17 protein-coding genes and 1 tRNA gene are annotated in these 17966 nt (G+C 31.6%); 3 read left to right on the top strand and 15 right to left on the bottom strand.

The genetic code is table 11. From position 1 onward, the window contains the following. Nucleotides 1-2 precede the first annotated feature (2 nt). Nucleotides 3-800, top strand: coding sequence for a ferritin-like domain-containing protein (locus L8V88_RS00610; protein ID WP_263726362.1), 798 nt, complete (start codon nt 3-5; stop codon nt 798-800). 1 nt (nt 801) lies between these two features. Here the strand turns inward: L8V88_RS00610 and L8V88_RS00605 are convergent. From L8V88_RS00605 to acpP, 4 genes are all read right to left on the bottom strand, one after another. Next, nucleotides 802-877 (bottom strand) — tRNA-Phe (locus tag L8V88_RS00605). 68 nt (nt 878-945) lie between these two features. Then, nucleotides 946-1881 carry an acetyl-CoA carboxylase carboxyltransferase subunit alpha gene (locus L8V88_RS00600; RefSeq protein ID WP_263726361.1) on the bottom strand — a complete coding sequence of 312 codons (936 nt, stop codon included), beginning with the start codon at nt 1879-1881 and terminating at the stop codon, nt 946-948. Nucleotide 1882: 1 nt separating this feature from the next. After that, on the bottom strand, nt 1883-3097 hold the full coding sequence (locus L8V88_RS00595) for a beta-ketoacyl-ACP synthase II (RefSeq protein ID WP_039627924.1): 1215 nt from the start codon (nt 3095-3097) through the stop codon (nt 1883-1885). Nucleotides 3098-3123: 26 nt separating this feature from the next. Next, nucleotides 3124-3357 (bottom strand): acyl carrier protein, encoded by a 234-nt coding sequence (gene acpP, locus L8V88_RS00590; RefSeq protein WP_039617517.1) that lies wholly within the window; start codon nt 3355-3357, stop codon nt 3124-3126. Nucleotides 3358-3502: 145 nt separating this feature from the next. Between acpP and tenA the strand changes: the two genes are divergently transcribed. Beyond that, nucleotides 3503-4168 carry a thiaminase II gene (gene tenA / locus L8V88_RS00585; protein WP_263726360.1) on the top strand — a complete coding sequence of 222 codons (666 nt, stop codon included), beginning with the start codon at nt 3503-3505 and terminating at the stop codon, nt 4166-4168. 15 nt (nt 4169-4183) lie between these two features. Here the strand turns inward: tenA and feoB are convergent, their stop codons facing one another. The 7 genes from feoB to L8V88_RS00550 all read right to left on the bottom strand — a co-directional run bounded on the left by feoB (nt 4184) and on the right by L8V88_RS00550 (nt 12231). After that, on the bottom strand, nt 4184-6208 hold the full coding sequence (gene feoB, locus L8V88_RS00580) for a ferrous iron transport protein B (RefSeq protein ID WP_263726359.1): 2025 nt from the start codon (nt 6206-6208) through the stop codon (nt 4184-4186). Continuing rightward, entirely contained in the window at nt 6208-6435 is a 228-nt protein-coding gene (locus L8V88_RS00575; RefSeq protein WP_039625344.1) for a FeoA family protein, read from the bottom strand. Before L8V88_RS00575 ends, feoB begins: the two co-directional genes overlap by 1 nt. A 92-nt stretch (nt 6436-6527) precedes the next feature. Then, a complete protein-coding gene (locus L8V88_RS00570) occupies nt 6528-7868 on the bottom strand; it encodes an MmgE/PrpD family protein (RefSeq protein ID WP_263726358.1) in 1341 nt (446 codons plus the stop codon). A gap of 6 nt (nt 7869-7874) precedes the next feature. After that, a complete protein-coding gene (gene purB, locus L8V88_RS00565; protein WP_263726357.1) occupies nt 7875-9239 on the bottom strand; it encodes an adenylosuccinate lyase in 1365 nt (454 codons plus the stop codon). A gap of 3 nt (nt 9240-9242) precedes the next feature. Beyond that, a complete protein-coding gene (metC, locus tag L8V88_RS00560) occupies nt 9243-10412 on the bottom strand; it encodes a cystathionine beta-lyase (RefSeq protein ID WP_263682646.1) in 1170 nt (389 codons plus the stop codon). Between the two features lie 13 nt (nt 10413-10425). Then, nucleotides 10426-11865, bottom strand: a complete 1440-nt coding sequence (dcuC, locus tag L8V88_RS00555; protein WP_263724405.1) for a C4-dicarboxylate transporter DcuC — start codon at nt 11863-11865, stop codon at nt 10426-10428. A 3-nt stretch (nt 11866-11868) separates the two neighbouring features. Further along, nucleotides 11869-12231 (bottom strand): Rid family detoxifying hydrolase, encoded by a 363-nt coding sequence (locus L8V88_RS00550; protein WP_012661024.1) that lies wholly within the window; start codon nt 12229-12231, stop codon nt 11869-11871. 167 nt (nt 12232-12398) lie between these two features. Here L8V88_RS00550 and L8V88_RS00545 point away from each other — a divergent pair, with 167 nt between their 5' ends. Then, entirely contained in the window at nt 12399-13073 is a 675-nt protein-coding gene (locus L8V88_RS00545) for a YheO-like PAS sensor domain-containing protein (RefSeq protein ID WP_039617503.1), read from the top strand. Nucleotide 13074: 1 nt separating this feature from the next. Here the strand turns inward: L8V88_RS00545 and L8V88_RS00540 are convergent, their stop codons facing one another. Genes L8V88_RS00540 through L8V88_RS00525 form a run of 4 tightly spaced genes read right to left on the bottom strand, consistent with a single transcriptional unit; the run spans nt 13075 to nt 17817 of the window. Then, nucleotides 13075-14406 (bottom strand): anaerobic C4-dicarboxylate transporter family protein, encoded by a 1332-nt coding sequence (locus L8V88_RS00540; RefSeq protein WP_263726356.1) that lies wholly within the window; start codon nt 14404-14406, stop codon nt 13075-13077. Further along, nucleotides 14406-15809 (bottom strand): argininosuccinate lyase, encoded by a 1404-nt coding sequence (gene argH, locus L8V88_RS00535; protein WP_263726355.1) that lies wholly within the window; start codon nt 15807-15809, stop codon nt 14406-14408. Before argH ends, L8V88_RS00540 begins: the two co-directional genes overlap by 1 nt. Nucleotides 15810-15869: 60 nt before the next feature. Further along, nucleotides 15870-16340 (bottom strand): ankyrin repeat domain-containing protein, encoded by a 471-nt coding sequence (locus L8V88_RS00530; RefSeq protein ID WP_263726354.1) that lies wholly within the window; start codon nt 16338-16340, stop codon nt 15870-15872. A gap of 52 nt (nt 16341-16392) precedes the next feature. After that, entirely contained in the window at nt 16393-17817 is a 1425-nt protein-coding gene (locus tag L8V88_RS00525; RefSeq protein WP_263726353.1) for a catalase, read from the bottom strand. Nucleotides 17818-17966 lie beyond the last annotated feature (149 nt).

Genomic DNA, 17966 nt, shown 5'->3' with positions numbered 1-17966 from the left:
AAATGAAAAGAAATTTTTTTGAGGAATTAGAAAAAATTTTATATCATAAAGATATTTTTAAAAAGATTGAATTATTTAATGTATTTTATGAAAATTTTAAATCTAATTTGTATGATTTTAATCATTCCCATAAAGCGATCATTTGTGAAAACTCACAAGTTAAAATCCTTCATCCTATGAAAATAAGGCGTCCAAAAGAAGCAAATAGCACTTTATCTTTAGCAAAAATATTACATTCAGTTGCACATATAGAATATAGTGCTATAAACTTAGCTTTAGATGCTAGTTATAGATTTAAAAACTTGCCATTGAAATTTTATCAAGATTGGCTTGAAGTAGCTGATGAAGAAATTAAGCATTTTTTACTTTTAGAAAAAACTTTAAATGAACTTGGTTTTAAATATGGAGATTTCCATGCGCATGATAATCTTGAAAAAGCCTTATTTTTAACCAAAGATAATCTTGCTCACAGAATGGGCATAGTGCATAGAGGACTTGAAGCAAAAGGACTTGATGCTAATCCTTTTGTCTTAGAAAAATTAAACACAACTAATCATCCTATAAAAAGTTTATTTAGTGAAATTTTTACCATTATATTAAATGATGAGATTAAACATGTAAATAAAGGGGATTTTTGGTGGAATTATGCAAAAAATGAAAATGATAGTTATCTTGATCTTTGCGCCAAATATAAAGAATTTAATCTTTTAGGAAAAGTATATAACAAAACAGCTAGAATTCAAGCAGGATTTAACGAAAATGAACTTCAAGAATTAGATAATTTTTATAATAGAAAATGAATGGTGGTTAGAGGCAGAATCGAACTGCCGACACGCAGATTTTCAGTCTGCTGCTCTACCGACTGAGCTATCCAACCACTGAATTGAAGTTGTAATTATACAATAGTTTTTTTAAAAAAAGTTGAAATTTGCATAAAAATGCAAATTATTCAGAAAAAGCCCCAAATTTAAAGATTTTTTGCATTCTTAATGCGGCTAATTCGCGTTTATCGTATTGTTCTAATTCTCCTATAGCTTTTAAGACATAATCACTTAAATTTTTAATCGCATTTTCTTTATCTCTATGAGCTCCACTCATTGGCTCTTCGATAACATCATCAATCAAACCTTGAGTTTTTAAATCATCAGCAGTTACTTTCATGGCTTTAGTAGCAGCCTCACTTTTTGATGGATCATTCCATAAAATAGCAGCACAACCCTCAGGTGAAATCACAGAAAAAACTGAATTTTTCATCATAGCAAGTTTATCAGCTACTCCTATAGCCAAAGCACCACCACTTCCACCTTCACCTATAACCACTGCTATAGTGATTGTTTTAAGAGCGCTTAACTCATATAAATTTCTAGCTATAGCCTCACTTTGACCACGCTCTTCAGCACCTACTCCTGGGTAAGCACCTGGAGTATCTACTAAAAACAACACCGGTATGTCAAATTTTTCAGCCATTTTTGCCACTCTTAGAGCTTTTCTATAACCTTCAGGATGAGGCATACCAAAATTTCTATGAAGCTTGTCTTTAGTACCTCTACCTTTTTGCTCACCTATAACAATAACTTTTTTGCCACCTATATAGCCTGCATAACACACAATAGCAGGATCATCTCTAAAAGCACGATCGCCATGAATTTCATAAGCATCACTTAATATAGCTTGAATATAATCAAGCGCATAAGGACGGTCAGGATGTCTTGCAAGCTGTAAGCGTTGGTAATCGCTTAAATTTTTATAAACTTTTTGGGTTTCTTTTTCAAGGTTTTTTTCTAAAATTTTTACTGCTTCATCATCGCCTTTGATTTTAGCATTTGCTAAATCCTCATCAATTTGCTGAATATTTTTTTCAAAATCTAAATAAGAAGCCATATTAATCTACTTTTTTGAAAATCACACAACCATTTGTTCCACCAAAACCAAAAGAATTGCTCATTACAACATTAACTTCGCTTTTTCTTGCAGTATTTGGTATATAGTCAAGATCACAGTTTTCATCTGCTACGATTTGATTGATAGTTGGTGGTAATATACCTTGATCAAGTGCCATTAAAGAAATAACAGCTTCAATAGCACCAGCAGCACCTAAACAATGTCCTGTTTGACCTTTTGTAGAACTAACTAAAGGAATTTGATCTTTAAAAAGTTCTTTAATAGCTGCCGTTTCATTTTTGTCATTTACCGGAGTAGAAGTTCCGTGCGCATTAATATAATCTACTTTTGGATTTCCTGCCATTTTTAAAGCTTTTTTCATAGCACGCAATGGCCCTTCTAAAGTAGGCGAAGTGATATGATGTGCATCTGCACTTTCGCCAAAACCTACTAACTCAGCATAAATTTTAGCTCCACGCTTTTTAGCAGCCTCATACTCTTCAAACACTAAAGCACCGGCACCCTCACCCATTACAAAACCATCTCTTTCTTTATCAAATGGTCTTGAAGCCTTAGCTGGATCATCATTTCTAGTAGAAAGAGCTTTCATAGCAGCAAAGCCACCTATACCCACAGCACAAATGGCTGCTTCAGCACCTACTACAAGCATTTTATCTGCATTGCCTAAAGCTATGCTTTTATAAGCTTCGCCTATAGCATGAGTTCCTGCTGCACAAGCAGTTACGCATGAGATATTTGGTCCTTGTAATCCATGCTCAATTGAAATAATCCCGCCAAGCATATTAACTAAAGCTGATGGTATGAAAAAAGGAGTAATTTTACGTGGTCCACGCTGTGCACAAGTAACAGAATTTTTTTCTATATTTGGTAAACCACCTATACCAGCTGCTGAAACTACACCAAATTCTTCTTTGTTTAAAGTTTCATCAAATTTAGCATCTTCCATAGCTTCTCTTGCTGCTTTAATACCAAGTTGTATAAAACGATCTATTTTTTTAACCTCTTTAGCATCACAGACACTTAAAGGATCAAAATTTTTCACTTCAGCAGCAATTTGCACTGGAAAATCAGTGGTATCAAAAAGAGTGATTTTATCAACGCCACTTTTACCATCACAAATTGCTTTAAATGAGCTATCTTTGTCTAAGCCAAGGGCATTGATCATTCCTATACCTGTTACTACAACGCGTTTCAAACCGCACTCCTTATTAAAAATTAAAATTATTTTTGAAGATTTTCTATATAATTAACAACATCTTCGATTTTTACTAGTTTTTCAGCATCACTGTCTGGAATTTCTACATCAAATTTTTCTTCTAAAGCCATAACTAATTCAACAACATCTAAAGAATCTGCACCTAAATCTTCAATGATTTTAGATTCCATTTTAACTGCATCTTCATCAACACTAAGTTGCTCAACAACTACTTTTTTTACATCATCAAAAATTGCCATTTTTATCTCCTAGTTTAAAAAATTAAACCACATTTTACAATAAAAAAATAAATTTCTTGTTTAAAAAGTTAAAAATTAAAGATTATTACAAAAAATTTAATTATCTGTGTTTAAATAAAAGCTTAATTTTTAACAAAGGAAATTAATGCTTTTGGATAGACTTAAAAAAGAAAATAAAAAAACTTGGGATCAATACATCCATCATGAATTTGTAAAAAAACTTCAAAATGGCACTTTAGAAAAAGATGTATTTTTGTTTTATCTTAAACAAGATTATATCTTTTTAAATAATTATGCAAAATGCTATGCTTTGCTTGCTTTAAATGCAAATAATGCTAAAGAAATTCAATTTGCTATTAAAAATCAAAACTACACTTTAGAAGGAGAATTAGAGCTTCATAGAAGTATTTTAAAACTAGGCATTGATGTAGAAAAACTAAATTATAAAGATGAAAGTTTAACTAATATTGCTTATACAAGATACTTATTAAGCGTGGGACAAAATGGAGATTATTTAGATATGCTGTGTGCTTTGAGTGCTTGTGCTATAGGTTATGCATACATAGGAGAAGAAATTTATAAAGGACTTAATAAACAAAGCTTAGAAAATCACCCTTACAAAGAGTGGATTTTAACCTATGCGGGTAAAGAATTTCAAGATGAAATCAAAGAATTTAAAGACTTTTTTAATTCTTATGCAAATAGCATTAGTGAAGAAAAATTTAAAAAATTAAACGAAATTTTTTATACTACCATAAGGCTTGAAACAGCCTTTTGGCAATACTCTTTAGAGCAAAAAATGGAAATTTAATCATCATAAAGATGATTAAATTATCAATTTTGTAATATTAATCCCTATAAAAGCAATCAAATACGCACATAAAGATGTAAATATAAAAAGATACCATGCATATTTTTTATTTCCCGCTTCTTTAGCAAAAACTATAGTTGCTGCAAAACAAGGATTATAAATCATAACAAAAAGTATAAAAGCTACTGCTGTGCTAAAAGGGATGTTTTCTTTTATAGCTTCTTGTAAATTTAAACTTGTTTCATCAACCTCATCACCTAAAGAATAAAGCACACCCATAGTAGAAATCATCACTTCTTTAGCAGCTAAACCACTTACCAAAGATACACTAAGTTTCCAATCAAAGCCAAGTGGTGCAAAAATAGGCTCTATTGCTTTACCAAATTGTCCAAGATAACTATTTTCTATTTGAAGCTCTTGAGTTAAAGCATCTTGAGTATTATTTTCTTGTGCAGGAAAATTACTCGCAAACCAAATAAGCAAAGAAGCTATTAAAATAAATGTTCCTGCTTTTTTTAAATACATTTTGGCTTTATTAAACACCATAAACCATACCAAATTCCAATTTGGCATTCTATATTTTGGCATTTCCATTACAAAGGGTTCATCTTGTCCTTTAAAAGCACTCATTCTTAAAATTTTAGCTGCAATCAAACCCAAAAACGCACCCAAAAGATAAATCCCAAAAAGATAATTTCCCGCTACATCAGCAGGAAAAAACACTCCAACAAAAAGCACATATACAGGAAGTCTTGCGCCACAACTCATAAAATTAATAATAAAAAGAGTTAATAATCTATCTTTTTTATTTTTTAAAGTTCTTGTAGCCATAAATGCAGGTACTGAGCAACCAAAACCCGTGATTAAAGGGATGAAACTTTTACCATGTAAGCCAAATTTGTATAAAATTCCATCTAATAAAAATGCAACCCTAGCCATATATCCAGTTGTTTCAAGCAAGGCTATACCAAAAAATAAAATCATAATATTTGGTAAAAAAGTTATAACCGCACCAACCCCACCTAAAACACCATCAGCTAAGGCTGAAGCGATAAATTCATTGCTAATATTATTTTTTACCATATCACCTAAATTAGCAAAAAACATTTCTATATAATCCATAGGGATTTGACCTAAAGTAAAGGTTAGTTGAAATAAAGCCCACATAAAAAACAAAAATATAGGAATTCCTAAAAATTTATTAATTAAAATAGAATCTATTTCTTTGGTATGATTTTTATACTTAACACCCTTACTTAAAACCTTAGCACATATACCATTTGCAAAAGCAATTAGCTCTTCTTTAAAAATACTTTCTATATCTTTGCTATGATATGCCATATAAATTTTTTCTAAAGCCTCATCAAGTATTTTTCTCAAAGCGTGTGAAATGACTATATTAGCTTCATTTTTAAGTAAAGCAAGTGCTAAATCTTTTGTAGAAAAATCTAAATATGTAATTTCATTTTGATTTAAAAATTCACTTATTTTTGCAAGTTCTTCTTCTATGATATCACTATAAACACGCTCTTTGGCTTCAAATTTAGCTTCATGGGTTAAAATGATTAAATCCAAAAGTGCATTTAGATTTTCTTTAGTTTTAGCACACACGCCAAGACAAGGTGTATTTAGAAGTTGGGATAAAATTTTAAAATCTATACTAAAACCTTCATTTTTAGCTTCATCTTGCATATTTAAAGCCATAATCATTTTGATTTTAGCTTCTATTAAAGATGCACTCAAAATCAAATTACGCTCTAAATTTGTAGAATCAAGTACATTTACTACAAGATCAAATTTACCCTTTTTTAAAAAATCTTTTGTAATTTTTTCTTCTTCACTATAACCATCTAATGCATAAGTTCCTGGTAAATCTATAAATTTAAACTCATAATTTTTATAAACTAATCTAGCCTCAGCCTTTTCAACCGTAACACCACTAAAATTTCCAACTTTCATATTAGCTTTGCAAAGTGCGTTAATCAATAAACTTTTACCGACATTTGGCTGACCCACTAAAGCAACAATGATTTCTTTCATTAAAACTCTTTTGAAATTTGTATTATTTTTGCTTCACTTGAGCGTAAAATCACGCAAGTTGTATCAAGCTCTACCATAATAGTAGAATTTGCAATAGAAGAGCGAATTTTTTTAACTTTTTTGTTTTTTGCAAAACCAAAACTAAATAGTCTTGCTTGGAGTTGTTTATCTGCTTCAAAGCCTACTATAATAGCTTCTTCATTATCTTTTAATGTATCTAAAGTCATGTTTTTCCTTACAAAAACTAAGATAAAACATTATATAAAAAATTAAATTATTTCTTTTTTAAAATAATAAGCAATCTCAAAAAATGAGATTGCTAGAAATCAAAATCATTTAGATTTTCTAAATTTTGAAGCTTTTTGACTAATTCCTCAGCCTTTTCTAAAGAAAGTGCTATGCTAGCATTAGAAAGAAATTTATCTTTTAATTCATCAAAACTTAAAGGATTATCAAAATTTCCTTTATTAATCAGTACATCTTTTTTAATTACTCTTCCATCATTTAAAACAGCTTCTAAATGTCCTGGAAAGTATTTAGGGAAACCACTAGATTTTTTCTTTTCATAGCTAATTTTTTTAGTAAATTCTATTAGTTCAGCTCTATTTAAATTTTCATAAGATTTTAAAGTGATCTTGCCATCAAAAAATGCCAAAGCCATTAAAAAAGGCATGGAAAATTTGGCAGCATAAGCACTTTGTGGAGTGTATTTTGCTTCTATTGGATCACAGATAAATGAAATTGGCACCTCATCTACAAAACAATGCAAACTTTTGATATCTTGTGCTTTTAAGCCATCATTTCTTAAACTCATAGCACAATCAATAAGCCCATGTGCAAAATGACAGCTTGGATAAGGTTTTAGTGAAACTTGCATTACTTGCCAAATTTCATTCAAGCCCTTACAAAGTTCATTTTTATCACACTCATCTTCTAAGCCAAAAGTTCTAAAGATATTATCCCTTCCTTCAAATATACTCAAAGGACCGCTCATATTAGCTTTTGCGAAATTTGCTACTAAAATTCCATTTTTCAAAGCATTAGCTATGTGTAAAACTTTAGAATTAGAACCATTAGATAAAAACTCATTTACCCCACTTGCAAAACTTCCTGCTAAACCTAGAGCATTGATGATTTGTTCTTTGTTTAAATCAAGTAAAACACAACTTGCAGCTACACTACCAAAAATTCCTGCTATAGCTGTAGTATGAAAGCCGCGTTTATGGAAACTTCCTTTGCTTGCTATACCCACTCTAGCAGCAATTTCCCAACCAACTATAAAAGCTTTTAAAACTTTTTTTCCATCTTTACTTACGCTAAATCCATAAGTTAAACAAAGCGGAGTTAAAATAGCACTAGCGTGCAAAATAGCTTCAGTATGAGTATCATCAAAATCAAGGGCATGCGCTGCAATGGCATTTACCATCGCAGCATAAATTACATCAAGCTTTTTATCTTCACTCCAAATTTTTTCATTAGGATTTACGCTTAAAGCTTCAAAAGCCTTAGTTGCATTTAAAACACAAGCTTCATTTTTAGCAGCTAGGGCTGTTCCTAGTGCATCAAGCATAAGCTCTTTTGCTCTTTGCTTTACTTCACTAGGAATAGCTTCATAGTCTAAATTTACGATAAATTCGGCTAGTTTTTCACTTAAATACATTTTTTCCTACTTTAGAATTGGCGCATTAGCGATTTTTTCTAAGAACTCATCAACTAATTTTGGTGCATAACCTACATAAGTTGTAGCATCCATTAAAACATCAATATCTTTTTCACTTAAAACCTTATTTACACGCTCATCTTCAAGTAAAACTTCTTTGAAAGTTTTATGATTTTCTATGCCTCTCATAGCATTTTCATAAACAATTTCATGTGCATGTTGCTTACCATAATGATCACTCAAAGCAAACATCACGCGTTCTGCTAATACAAAGCCATTAAGCGTATCAAGATTTTTTAACATTTTGTCTTTTTTAACTTCTAAATCATCAAAGACAAATTTCATATTTGCCAATACCACTGAAAGCATTAAAAACGCTTCTGGTAAAAGCTTCCATTCCATTTTCCAAACTTGACCATCTCTTTCATGCTCATGTCTTTCTATATCGCTTAAAATTGCAATATTAGCTCTTAGGGCATTACTTACAGTCACTGCGTTTTCACTTACTGCAGGATTTCTTTTATGAGGCATAGTAGAGCTTCCCACTTGACCTTTTCCAAAAGGCTCAGCAATTTCATCGATTTCATTATGAGCTAAGATTAAAAGTTGATGTGCGATTTTGTTAAAGGTTGCATTGATATTGCCTAAAACATAACCAAGCTCGATAAAACGATCTCTTGCTGGTTGCCATGAGATATCAGGAACTTCTAAACCTAAGCTTTCTAAAGTAAGTTTTTCTACTTCATTAGCCTTGTCACTTAAACTTGCTTTAGTTCCTACTGCACCTACGATTAATCCTACATATAATCTTTTTTCAAGTTCGATAATTCTTTCATAGTGACGATTAAGCTCACTAAGCCAAATTGCAACTTTGTGTCCAAAAGTTATAGGTAAAGCTTGTAAAGCTAAGGTTCTTCCCATCATCGCAGTGTTTTTATGCTCTTTTGCGATTTTTGCTAAATTTTTAGCTATATCTTTTAAATCTTGCTTGATTAAAGTCATAGCTTCTTTAAATTGTAAAACTATACCTGTATCAATGATATCTTGCGTTGTTACACCAAAATGTACATATTCACCAAGACCATTTTCACAAGCTTTTTCTAAACCACGCACAGTAGGCACTAAAGGGTGTTTAGTTTTTTTAAACTCAGCAAAAATAAAATCCATATCCATAAATTTATAATGCGCTTTTTTAGCTATTTCTATAGCTGCTTCATTAGGGATAATGCCAAGTTTTGCTTGAGCTTTTGCTAGGGCAGCTTCTACATCAAGCCATTTTTGAATTCTATTTTCTTCACTAAAAATAGCTCTCATTGCAGGGGTGCTCCAAGAATCTTGAAGCAACCTCATATCAAATACACTCACACCCATGTTTTATCCTTTAAAATTTATTTTTTCAAATGCTTGTTTTAAATCAGCAATCAAATCCTTACTATCTTCAAGACCTATATGAAATCTCACAAAAGGCCCTCTAGCACTCCAATCTGTTGCTGTTCTTGGCGGAGTAGTAACAGTAGCTAAACTCTCATATCCACCCCAGCTTGCACCGATTGAAAAATATTCTAAATTATCTACAAACTCAATAGCTTGTTCTTTTGAAATACCATCTGCAAATTCAATCGTTACCATACCATTAGCGCCTTTATGATCGCGCATAAAAACTTCATGGTTTGGATGAGTTTTTAATTTTGGATAAAAAATTGTTTTAACTTCTTTTCTACTTTGTAAAAACTCTACTACCTCATCTGCACTTTTTTCATGAGCTTTCATTCTTACATCTAAAGTTCTCATACCACGAAGTACTAAATAAGCATCATCAGGACTTGTAGTAAATCCTAAAGCTTCTGGTAGTTTGTCAAAATTTTTCCATTCTTTTTCATTAATTACTACTATACCCATAGTAACATCTGAATGCCCACTTAAGTACTTAGTCGCTGCAATCACTGAAATATCCACGCCAAGCTCAAGCGGATTTAAAAAATATCCACTTGAATAAGTATTATCAATCGCTACTGGTATGTTATGTTTATGCGCAATTTCACAGAGTTTTGGCAAGTCTATGATTTCATAAAGTATAGAACCTGGGCTTTCACAAAGGATTAATTTTGTGTTTGGTTTGATTTTTTCTTCTACATCAGAAGCATCAGCTTTTAAAAAGTCAATTTCTACACCCATTTTAGTTAAAAATAAATCACAAATTGTTCTAACAGGCCCATAAATAGCATCAGTGATTAAAAAATGAGCATCTTTGCTAGCATAATTTAAAAGCACCATAGCTAATGCTGCAAGTCCTGTTGGGAAAAGTTGCGCTCTATGGCCTCCTTCAAGCGCACAAATTAGTTTTTCAAGTTCAAAATTTGTAGCCGTTCCTCTAGCACCATAACTTAAAACACGATCTGTTTTTCTTAGCTCGCGGTATTTTTGCCAAGTTGCATGATCTTTAAAAAGTATAGTTGATGCACGCATTAAGGTTGGATTGACTGATCTTACTTCGGCATTTTGATCGCCTCTTCCTAGGTGGATTAATTTAGTTTTGTTGTTCATTTTGTACTCCTTTTTATAGATAAATATAAGTCATAATCACATTAACAATAGCAGCTACAAGCATAGGAATAGCTGTTCTTTTTACAACTTGTAATGGATTTACTTTAGCCATAGCTGAAATTGCCAAAATAGCAGGTGCAATAGGCGAAACACATCTACCAAAACCTGTCATGATTTGAATAGGTGCTATCATAGCTATGGTTTCAACGCCAAAAGATTTTGCTATATTTGGGATAAGTGGCGCAAAAGAAAAAAATGCTGCATTTCCTGAACCCATTAAAAATGCACATACAGCAAGCAAAATAGAAACTGCTATAATAATAGCAAGCACTCCAAAACCTGCATCTTTTGCAAAACCTATTAAAGTATCCACAAAGCCAACTGATAAAAGTCCGCTTGCAAAAACTTGACCACAAACGATCAAAGAAACTGTGATTACAAACAAATGCCCCATACCTTTGAAAAATACCATAATAGAATTTAAAGTATCAATCAAACTTCTATAACGAATGATTTCAAAAATAATCGCTATAAAGGTTGAAATCATCATAGCAACCGGCACATTCATTTTAATAGCAGTAGATGAAGCTGCTTTAACCTCTTCCATAGTGGTAAGCCCCATTAGCACCATAATGCTATCTAAAACACTACTAAAGCCCAAAATCAATACTAAAGGTATAATAGGTAAAATTGCATAAATTCTAGGTGGCTTTTTAAGCTCTTCACTTTTGCCATCATGTTCTGCTAATTCTTTTTCAACATCATCACGGTTAAATGTGAAATTTTCTTTTTTATCAAAATATTTTGAGCAAAAATAAATCGCAATACCTACTGCTATGATAATAGGCACAGTTGTAGGAAGCTGATAATGCACAAAATATACCGCAGGATCAATTTCAGCTGTTTTTGCAGCCAAAATCACATTACCACTACCTGGACCATGGTCAATGTATTGACAAATAGCGATAATTGAAAGTGCAGAAAGCTTAGAAACGCCTGAGCGCACCAAAATAGGATACATTGTAACCATAAGCAAAAGTGCTAAACCTGCATGTGAAGGTATAAAAAGCACTAAAAACTGGATTACAAAATATGAAACTAGCAATAAAATATAAGGTGATTTTACTGCCTTTAAAGGTCTTTCAAATACTTTAAATAAAGCATAGCTTGCACCCACATGATCCATATAAGCAGAAAATCCTGCTATACACATCAAAGTAAGTCCAAGTCCTGCTAATGTACTTGACATTTTGGTATTTACTACTTGGAAAATATCAAAAAGACCTAAATGCAAAGATTGCTTTTCACTAATAATAGGAGAAAGTCCAAAAATTCCTGCTAAAGCTAGCAAGAATAAACCACTTAAAAGCAACGCCATATGAGCGTTGATTTTTTTATAGAGCATAAATACAAGTAAAAATACAGAACATCCTGCAAAAAATAAACCCAACATGCTCTATCCTTTATGAGCAATAACCTCTATCTCCACTTTAGCACCCTTAGGAAGATCTTTTACCGCAAAAGCACTTCTTGCAGGATATGGAGCTGCGAAAAATTCAGAATAAACCTCATTGAAAGCCACAAAATCATCAATATTTGCTAAAAAGCAAGTCGTTTTAACCACATTGTTAAAATAAAGATTATTTTCTTCTAATATAGCCTTAATATTTAACAATGATTGTCTTGTTTGTTCTTTCACATCTTCACTTTCTATATTTCCACTTTCTGGATTAATAGGAAGTTGTCCTGAAATAAATAACAAACCATTAGCTTCTCTATAAGCTGAATATGGTCCTATAGCCTTTGGATAATTTGCCATGTATACTCCTTGTGTTTAAATGAAATCATAATATAATATTATCATCATAATAATAAATTGTCAATATTTTTTTATCATAATAATAATTTTTTTTATTGTTATAAATATTAACAACTTTGATGAAAATATTTTGTAAAATAACAAAAAATAACAAAAAGGTCTAGATCATGGATGAGCAACAAAAAGAATTATTTATCAAACTCACTCAATTTTTAGGGCAAGTACTTGGGGATCAATATGAAATCGTTTTTCATGTGATTGCACCTGAGGGTTCATATATAGCAGCCATTGCAAATAACCACATTAGCGGAAGAACCATTAATTCTCCACTAACCTCTTTTGCAAGTGAGCTTGTACAAGAAAAAGAGTATTTAAACAAAGATTTTTTATGTGATTATAAAGCAAAGGTTGGAAAGTCTAAGATCGTTACTGGATCAACTTTTTTCATTAAAAATCAAAATAAAATCGTGGGAATTTTATGTATAAATCACGATACCACAGAGCTTAGAAATGCTATTAGCAAAATCATAGAACTTGAAAAAATCAATGATTTTAGTGATTTATTAGATATTCATAATCAAAACAATGTAAATTTACACAATGTGAGTAATATAGAAACACTTAGCCATTCTATAGAAGATATTTTAGCTGAAAACATAGACTTAAAATATTTAAATTCAGGATATAGCTTAAGCACCGAGCAAAAAGATGAGATTATTAAAAAGCTTCATTCAAAAGGAATTTTTAACATCAAAGGAAGCATACCTATAGTTGCTAAATCACTTAATATATCAGAACCTAGCGTCTATAGGTATTTACAAAAACTTAAAAACAATCTCTAAGCTAAAATACAAGCTTAGAGATAAAATAACCTGCAATAGTCGCACTAATAATCAAAACAAAACCTGGTCTTAAGTAAGAGTGATTGATCACAAATTTACCTATTTTTGTTGTACCTGTTCTATCAAAAGCAACACATGCTATTTGATTAGCTCCTGGCACTATAAAATCTCCGCTCACACAAGGATAAAGCACAATAAGAATTTGAGGAGGAATTCCCAAACTCACACCCAAAGGCATCAAAGCAGCCACTGTTGCTGAAGGAGAAAAAATCACCATAGAAAAGGCAAATAAAGCTACACCAAATAAATACGGATAATCCTCTACAATATGCGATAAAGAATCACTAAATAAAGGCTTATAAGCTTCAAAAAATGTTCCTGTCATCCAAGCTATACCAAAAACCCCTACAACTCCTATAAGTCCTGATCTAAATACCGAAGCTTCACCAAGCTTATTAGCAGGAACTTTAGCAAAAAGCATAATCAAACAAGCCGTTGCAAGCATGATCATTTGGATTAAATTTGGAGTAGAAAGTCTTTCTATTTTGCCATTTGCAAGCTCATAATGAGGCAATAAATTCGTAAAAGTACCAAAGAAAATAATAGTTAAAATCCCTAAAGCAAAAATATACAAAGACCTTCTAGCCATAGGATCATGTTCGCTATCTTTATTTTGCAAATCTTCACTTAAGAAATGATATTCTCCTGCTTTTACCCTTCTTTGAAACTCCTCATCTTGCTCAAGCTCTTTTCCTCTTTTAAAAACACTCAAACAAGCAAGAAACACACCTATAAAAAAAGCAGGTAAACTTACCATTAAAATTTGCACTATTGTTGTACCACTAAAGGCTAAAACAGCTACCATAGCAGCAGTGGCCGCACTCATAGGTGAAGCTATAACACCAATACCTGCTGCTACAACTGAAACCGAAAGCGCTCTTTCGGGGCGAATTTTAGCATCAGCTGCCACTTCAGCAATCACTGGATAAACAGAAAAAGCCACATAGGTAGTACCGCAAAAAATCGTAAAAGTAGAGCTAATCAAAGGTCCCATAAAAACAATAGCTTGAGGTTTTTTCTTTAGAATTTTCTCTGCTATTTTTACTAGTAAATCAAGTCCACCTGCACTTTGCAAAACACTCACACAAGTGATCACAGCAAGTATAATAAACACAACACTCACAGGAAGTGAAGCTGGTTGCATACCAAAGACCAAAACCAAAATACACATACCAAGCCCACCTGCAACCCCAAGTCCTATACCGCCATATCTACCACCTATGGCTATCATAGAAAAAATGATGAAAAATTCTAATATAAAAATAACATCCATTAATCTTGTGCCTTATATTGCTCCAAAAGCTCTTTTGCGTGTTTAATTTGCTCTAATACTACTTTAGTTCCTGTACCACCATAAGATACTCTTGCGTCTATACAAGTTTCTAAAGCAATTGCTTCATAAATATCTTCTTGGATATTTTTATTAAATTGATGAAATTCCTCCATGCTAAGCTCTTCAAGCATTTTTCCATGTTTAATACAATAATTCACAGCCCCGCCAACTATACTATGAGCTTCTCTAAATGGTATATTTTTTCTTACTAAATAATCAGCCATATCCGTAGCATTTGAAAAACCTTTTGCAGCAGCCGCTCTTGTATTATTAGCATTTACTTGCATTTTTTCTATCATAGGAGTTATGATTTTCAAACTTGCCATTAAAGTATCCATAGAATCATAAACTTGAGCCTTATCTTCACTCATATCAGTATTATAAGCTAGTGGAATACCTTTCATAATAGTTAGCATTGCCATAACATTGCCATACATTCTACCTGTCTTACCACGCATTTTTTCAGCCACATCAGGATTTTTCTTTTGAGGCATTATGCTTGAGCCTGTGCAAAAATCATCACTTAATTCTATAAATTTAAAATCTTGACTTGAAAAAAGTATAAGCTCTTCACAAAAACGACTAAGGTGCATAAAGCACATTGCAGCCACAGAAGTAAATTCAACCATATGATCTCTATCGCTAACGCTATCAATGCTATTTTCTGTTGGTTTTGCAAAACCTAGTTCTTTGGCACAAAAATGTCTGTCTATATTAAATGTGGTTCCACCAAGTGCAGCTGCTCCTAAAGGACACTCATCCATTCTTTTATATAAATCTTCAAAACGAGAATAATCCCTACTTAACATCCAAAAATATGCCATAATCCAATGTGAAAAAAGCACCGGTTGACCAGTTTGTAAATGTGTATAACCTGGCATAATAGCTTTGATATTTTTTTGAGCTTGATTTATAATTTCTTCTTGCAAAGCAATAATTTGATTTAGAATTTCTTTTATAACTGCTCTCATATGCATTTTTGAATCAAGCGTAGTTTGATCATTTCTACTTCTTGCAGTGTGAAGCTTTCCGCCTACTGGGCCTACAATTTGTGTCATTCTTTTTTCTACAGCCATATGAATATCCTCATCAGCTATATCAAAAACAAAGGTTCCATTTTGAATTTCTTCTCTAACTTGTTCTAAACCCTTGATGATAGTTTTTGCTTCATCTTCTTTTATAATACCTTGTTTTGCAAGCATAGTACAATGAATTATACTTCCTTGTATATCAAAAGGAGCAAGTCTTGGCTCAACTAATAATGAAGCAGTGTATTCTTCAACTAATTTATTTGTAGGTAAATCAAAACGTCCACCCCATAATTTCTCTGCTTTTTGTGACATATTTATCCTTCTATTTACAAATAAAAGGATAATTTTATAATTTTTATTTTTTCAAAGAGTTTAACTTTTCTTTCTTTTAAAAATTTTCAACACAGCAAAAGCTATTTTTTTAAGAAAACTTTTTTTAGAATGCTTTGTTAAAAATTCTACTATATCTCTATGCCCAAACATTAGTGCAAAAGTAAAAGGTGTCATACCAAGACCATTATTTTCATCAATATTTGCCCCATGTTCTACCAAAAGCTTACACATAGGCAAATATCCTTTAAAACACACCCCTGCCAATGGAGTTTGTCCTCTATCATTTTTCTCATCTACCCTAGCATTATTTTCTAGTAAAAACTTAGCACATTCATAAGCATTATGATAACTTGCAAGCATTAAAAGACTATCGCCTTTGTGATTTTTTAAATTCACACTCAAACCTACTTCTATCATAATCTTTAAATTTTGTAAATCATTTTTTCTTGCGTAATCAAAAGCCATAGTACAAAGTTCTTGAATTCTTTTTTCTTCTTCGTTGCTAAACATATTTTTCCTTTTATAATCTTTAGTTTGCCACTTTTAAAGTGGCAAGTAAAAATTACATTTTCAAAGCTTTTTTAACGCCATTTACATATTCACTTGAAATTTTTTCAAAATGACTTAATGCTCTAGCAATAATTTTTTCATCAACCCCACTCATAGAAGTAGCGATATTTTTAAATAATTGCTCTTTTTGATCTTGGTTCATTATATCAAACAAGGCTCTTGGTTGGGTGTAAAAATCATCATCAAGTGGAGCATATCTTTGCGCACTACCTTCAAGTGCTAAGTCAGGCTCTAAGTAATTTTTATCTTCTTTTGGACTATCATCATAACTATTTGGCTCATAATAAGCAAGGCCATTTTTATAAGTGTCAAAATTCATAGCTCCTGCTACATTATAAGTATTTACTTCACTTTTTGCACGATTAACTGGCAATAAATGATAATTTGTCCCTATGCGATATCTGTGTGCATCAGGATAAGAAAAGATTCTAGCTTGTAACATTTTATCAGGACTAAAACCAATACCAGGAACGATATTACTTGGACTAAATGCAGCTTGTTCTACTTCATTAAAGTAATTTTGTACATTTTTATTAAGTACTAATTCACCTACTTCTATTAAAGGCACAATACTATGTGGCCAAACTTTAGTTAAATCAAAAGGATTAAAACCTAATTTTTCTGCTTCATCTTCTTTTAAAACTTGAATTTGGAAAGTCCATTTTGGAAAATCTCCTTTTTCAATAGCTTCATATAAATCTCTTTGATGACTTTCTCTATCATTTGCTATTAAATTTGCCGCTTCCTCATTAGTTAAATTTTTAATGCCTTGCTTGGTTTTAAAATGAAATTTCACCCAAAATCTTTCATTTTTATCATTAATTAAACTATAAGTGTGACTTCCAAAACCATGCATATGACGATAACTTGCAGGAATTCCCCTATCACTCATTAAAATAGTAACTTGGTGTAAGCTTTCAGGACAAAGGCTCCAAAAATCCCATGCAGCATTATTACTTCTTAAATGAGTTCTTGGATCTCTTTTTTGAGTATGGATAAAATCAGGAAATTTATACGCATCTCTTATAAAAAATGTCGGAGTATTATTACCTACTAAATCCCAATTTCCTTCTTTAGTATAAAATTTAATAGCAAAACCTCTTACATCTCTTTCTGCATCAGCTGCACCTGCTTCACCTGCAACGGTTGAAAATCTTATAAATAAAGGTGTATTTTCTCCAAGCTGTAAAACTTTTGCTTTAGTGTATTGAGAAATATCTTTAGTAATTTTAAGTTCTCCATAAGCACCGCTTCCTTTTGCATGTACCGTTCTTTCTGGAATTCTTTCTCTATTTTGATGAGCAAGTTTCTCAAGTAAAATATAATCTTGCATTAAAAGTGGACCTTTAGCACCTGCACTTAGTGAATTTTGATTATCAGCTATGATATTTCCGAAATCATTTGTTAGTTTTTTCATTGTGTCTCCTTTTTAAATAATAATTTTTATTATTTGATAAATTATATCCCTATATTATTAAAATAAAATTAAACGATAAAAATTATCATTATTTAAAAAATGATTATAAAATTCTTATTTTTAAAAAAATAATCTTTTTTTAAGCATAA

This window comes from Campylobacter sp. IFREMER_LSEM_CL2101 (genome assembly GCF_025771825.1).
Classification (GTDB): Bacteria; Campylobacterota; Campylobacteria; order Campylobacterales; family Campylobacteraceae; genus Campylobacter_D; species Campylobacter_D lari_C.
This window is presented reverse-complemented; position numbering and strand designations above follow the sequence as displayed.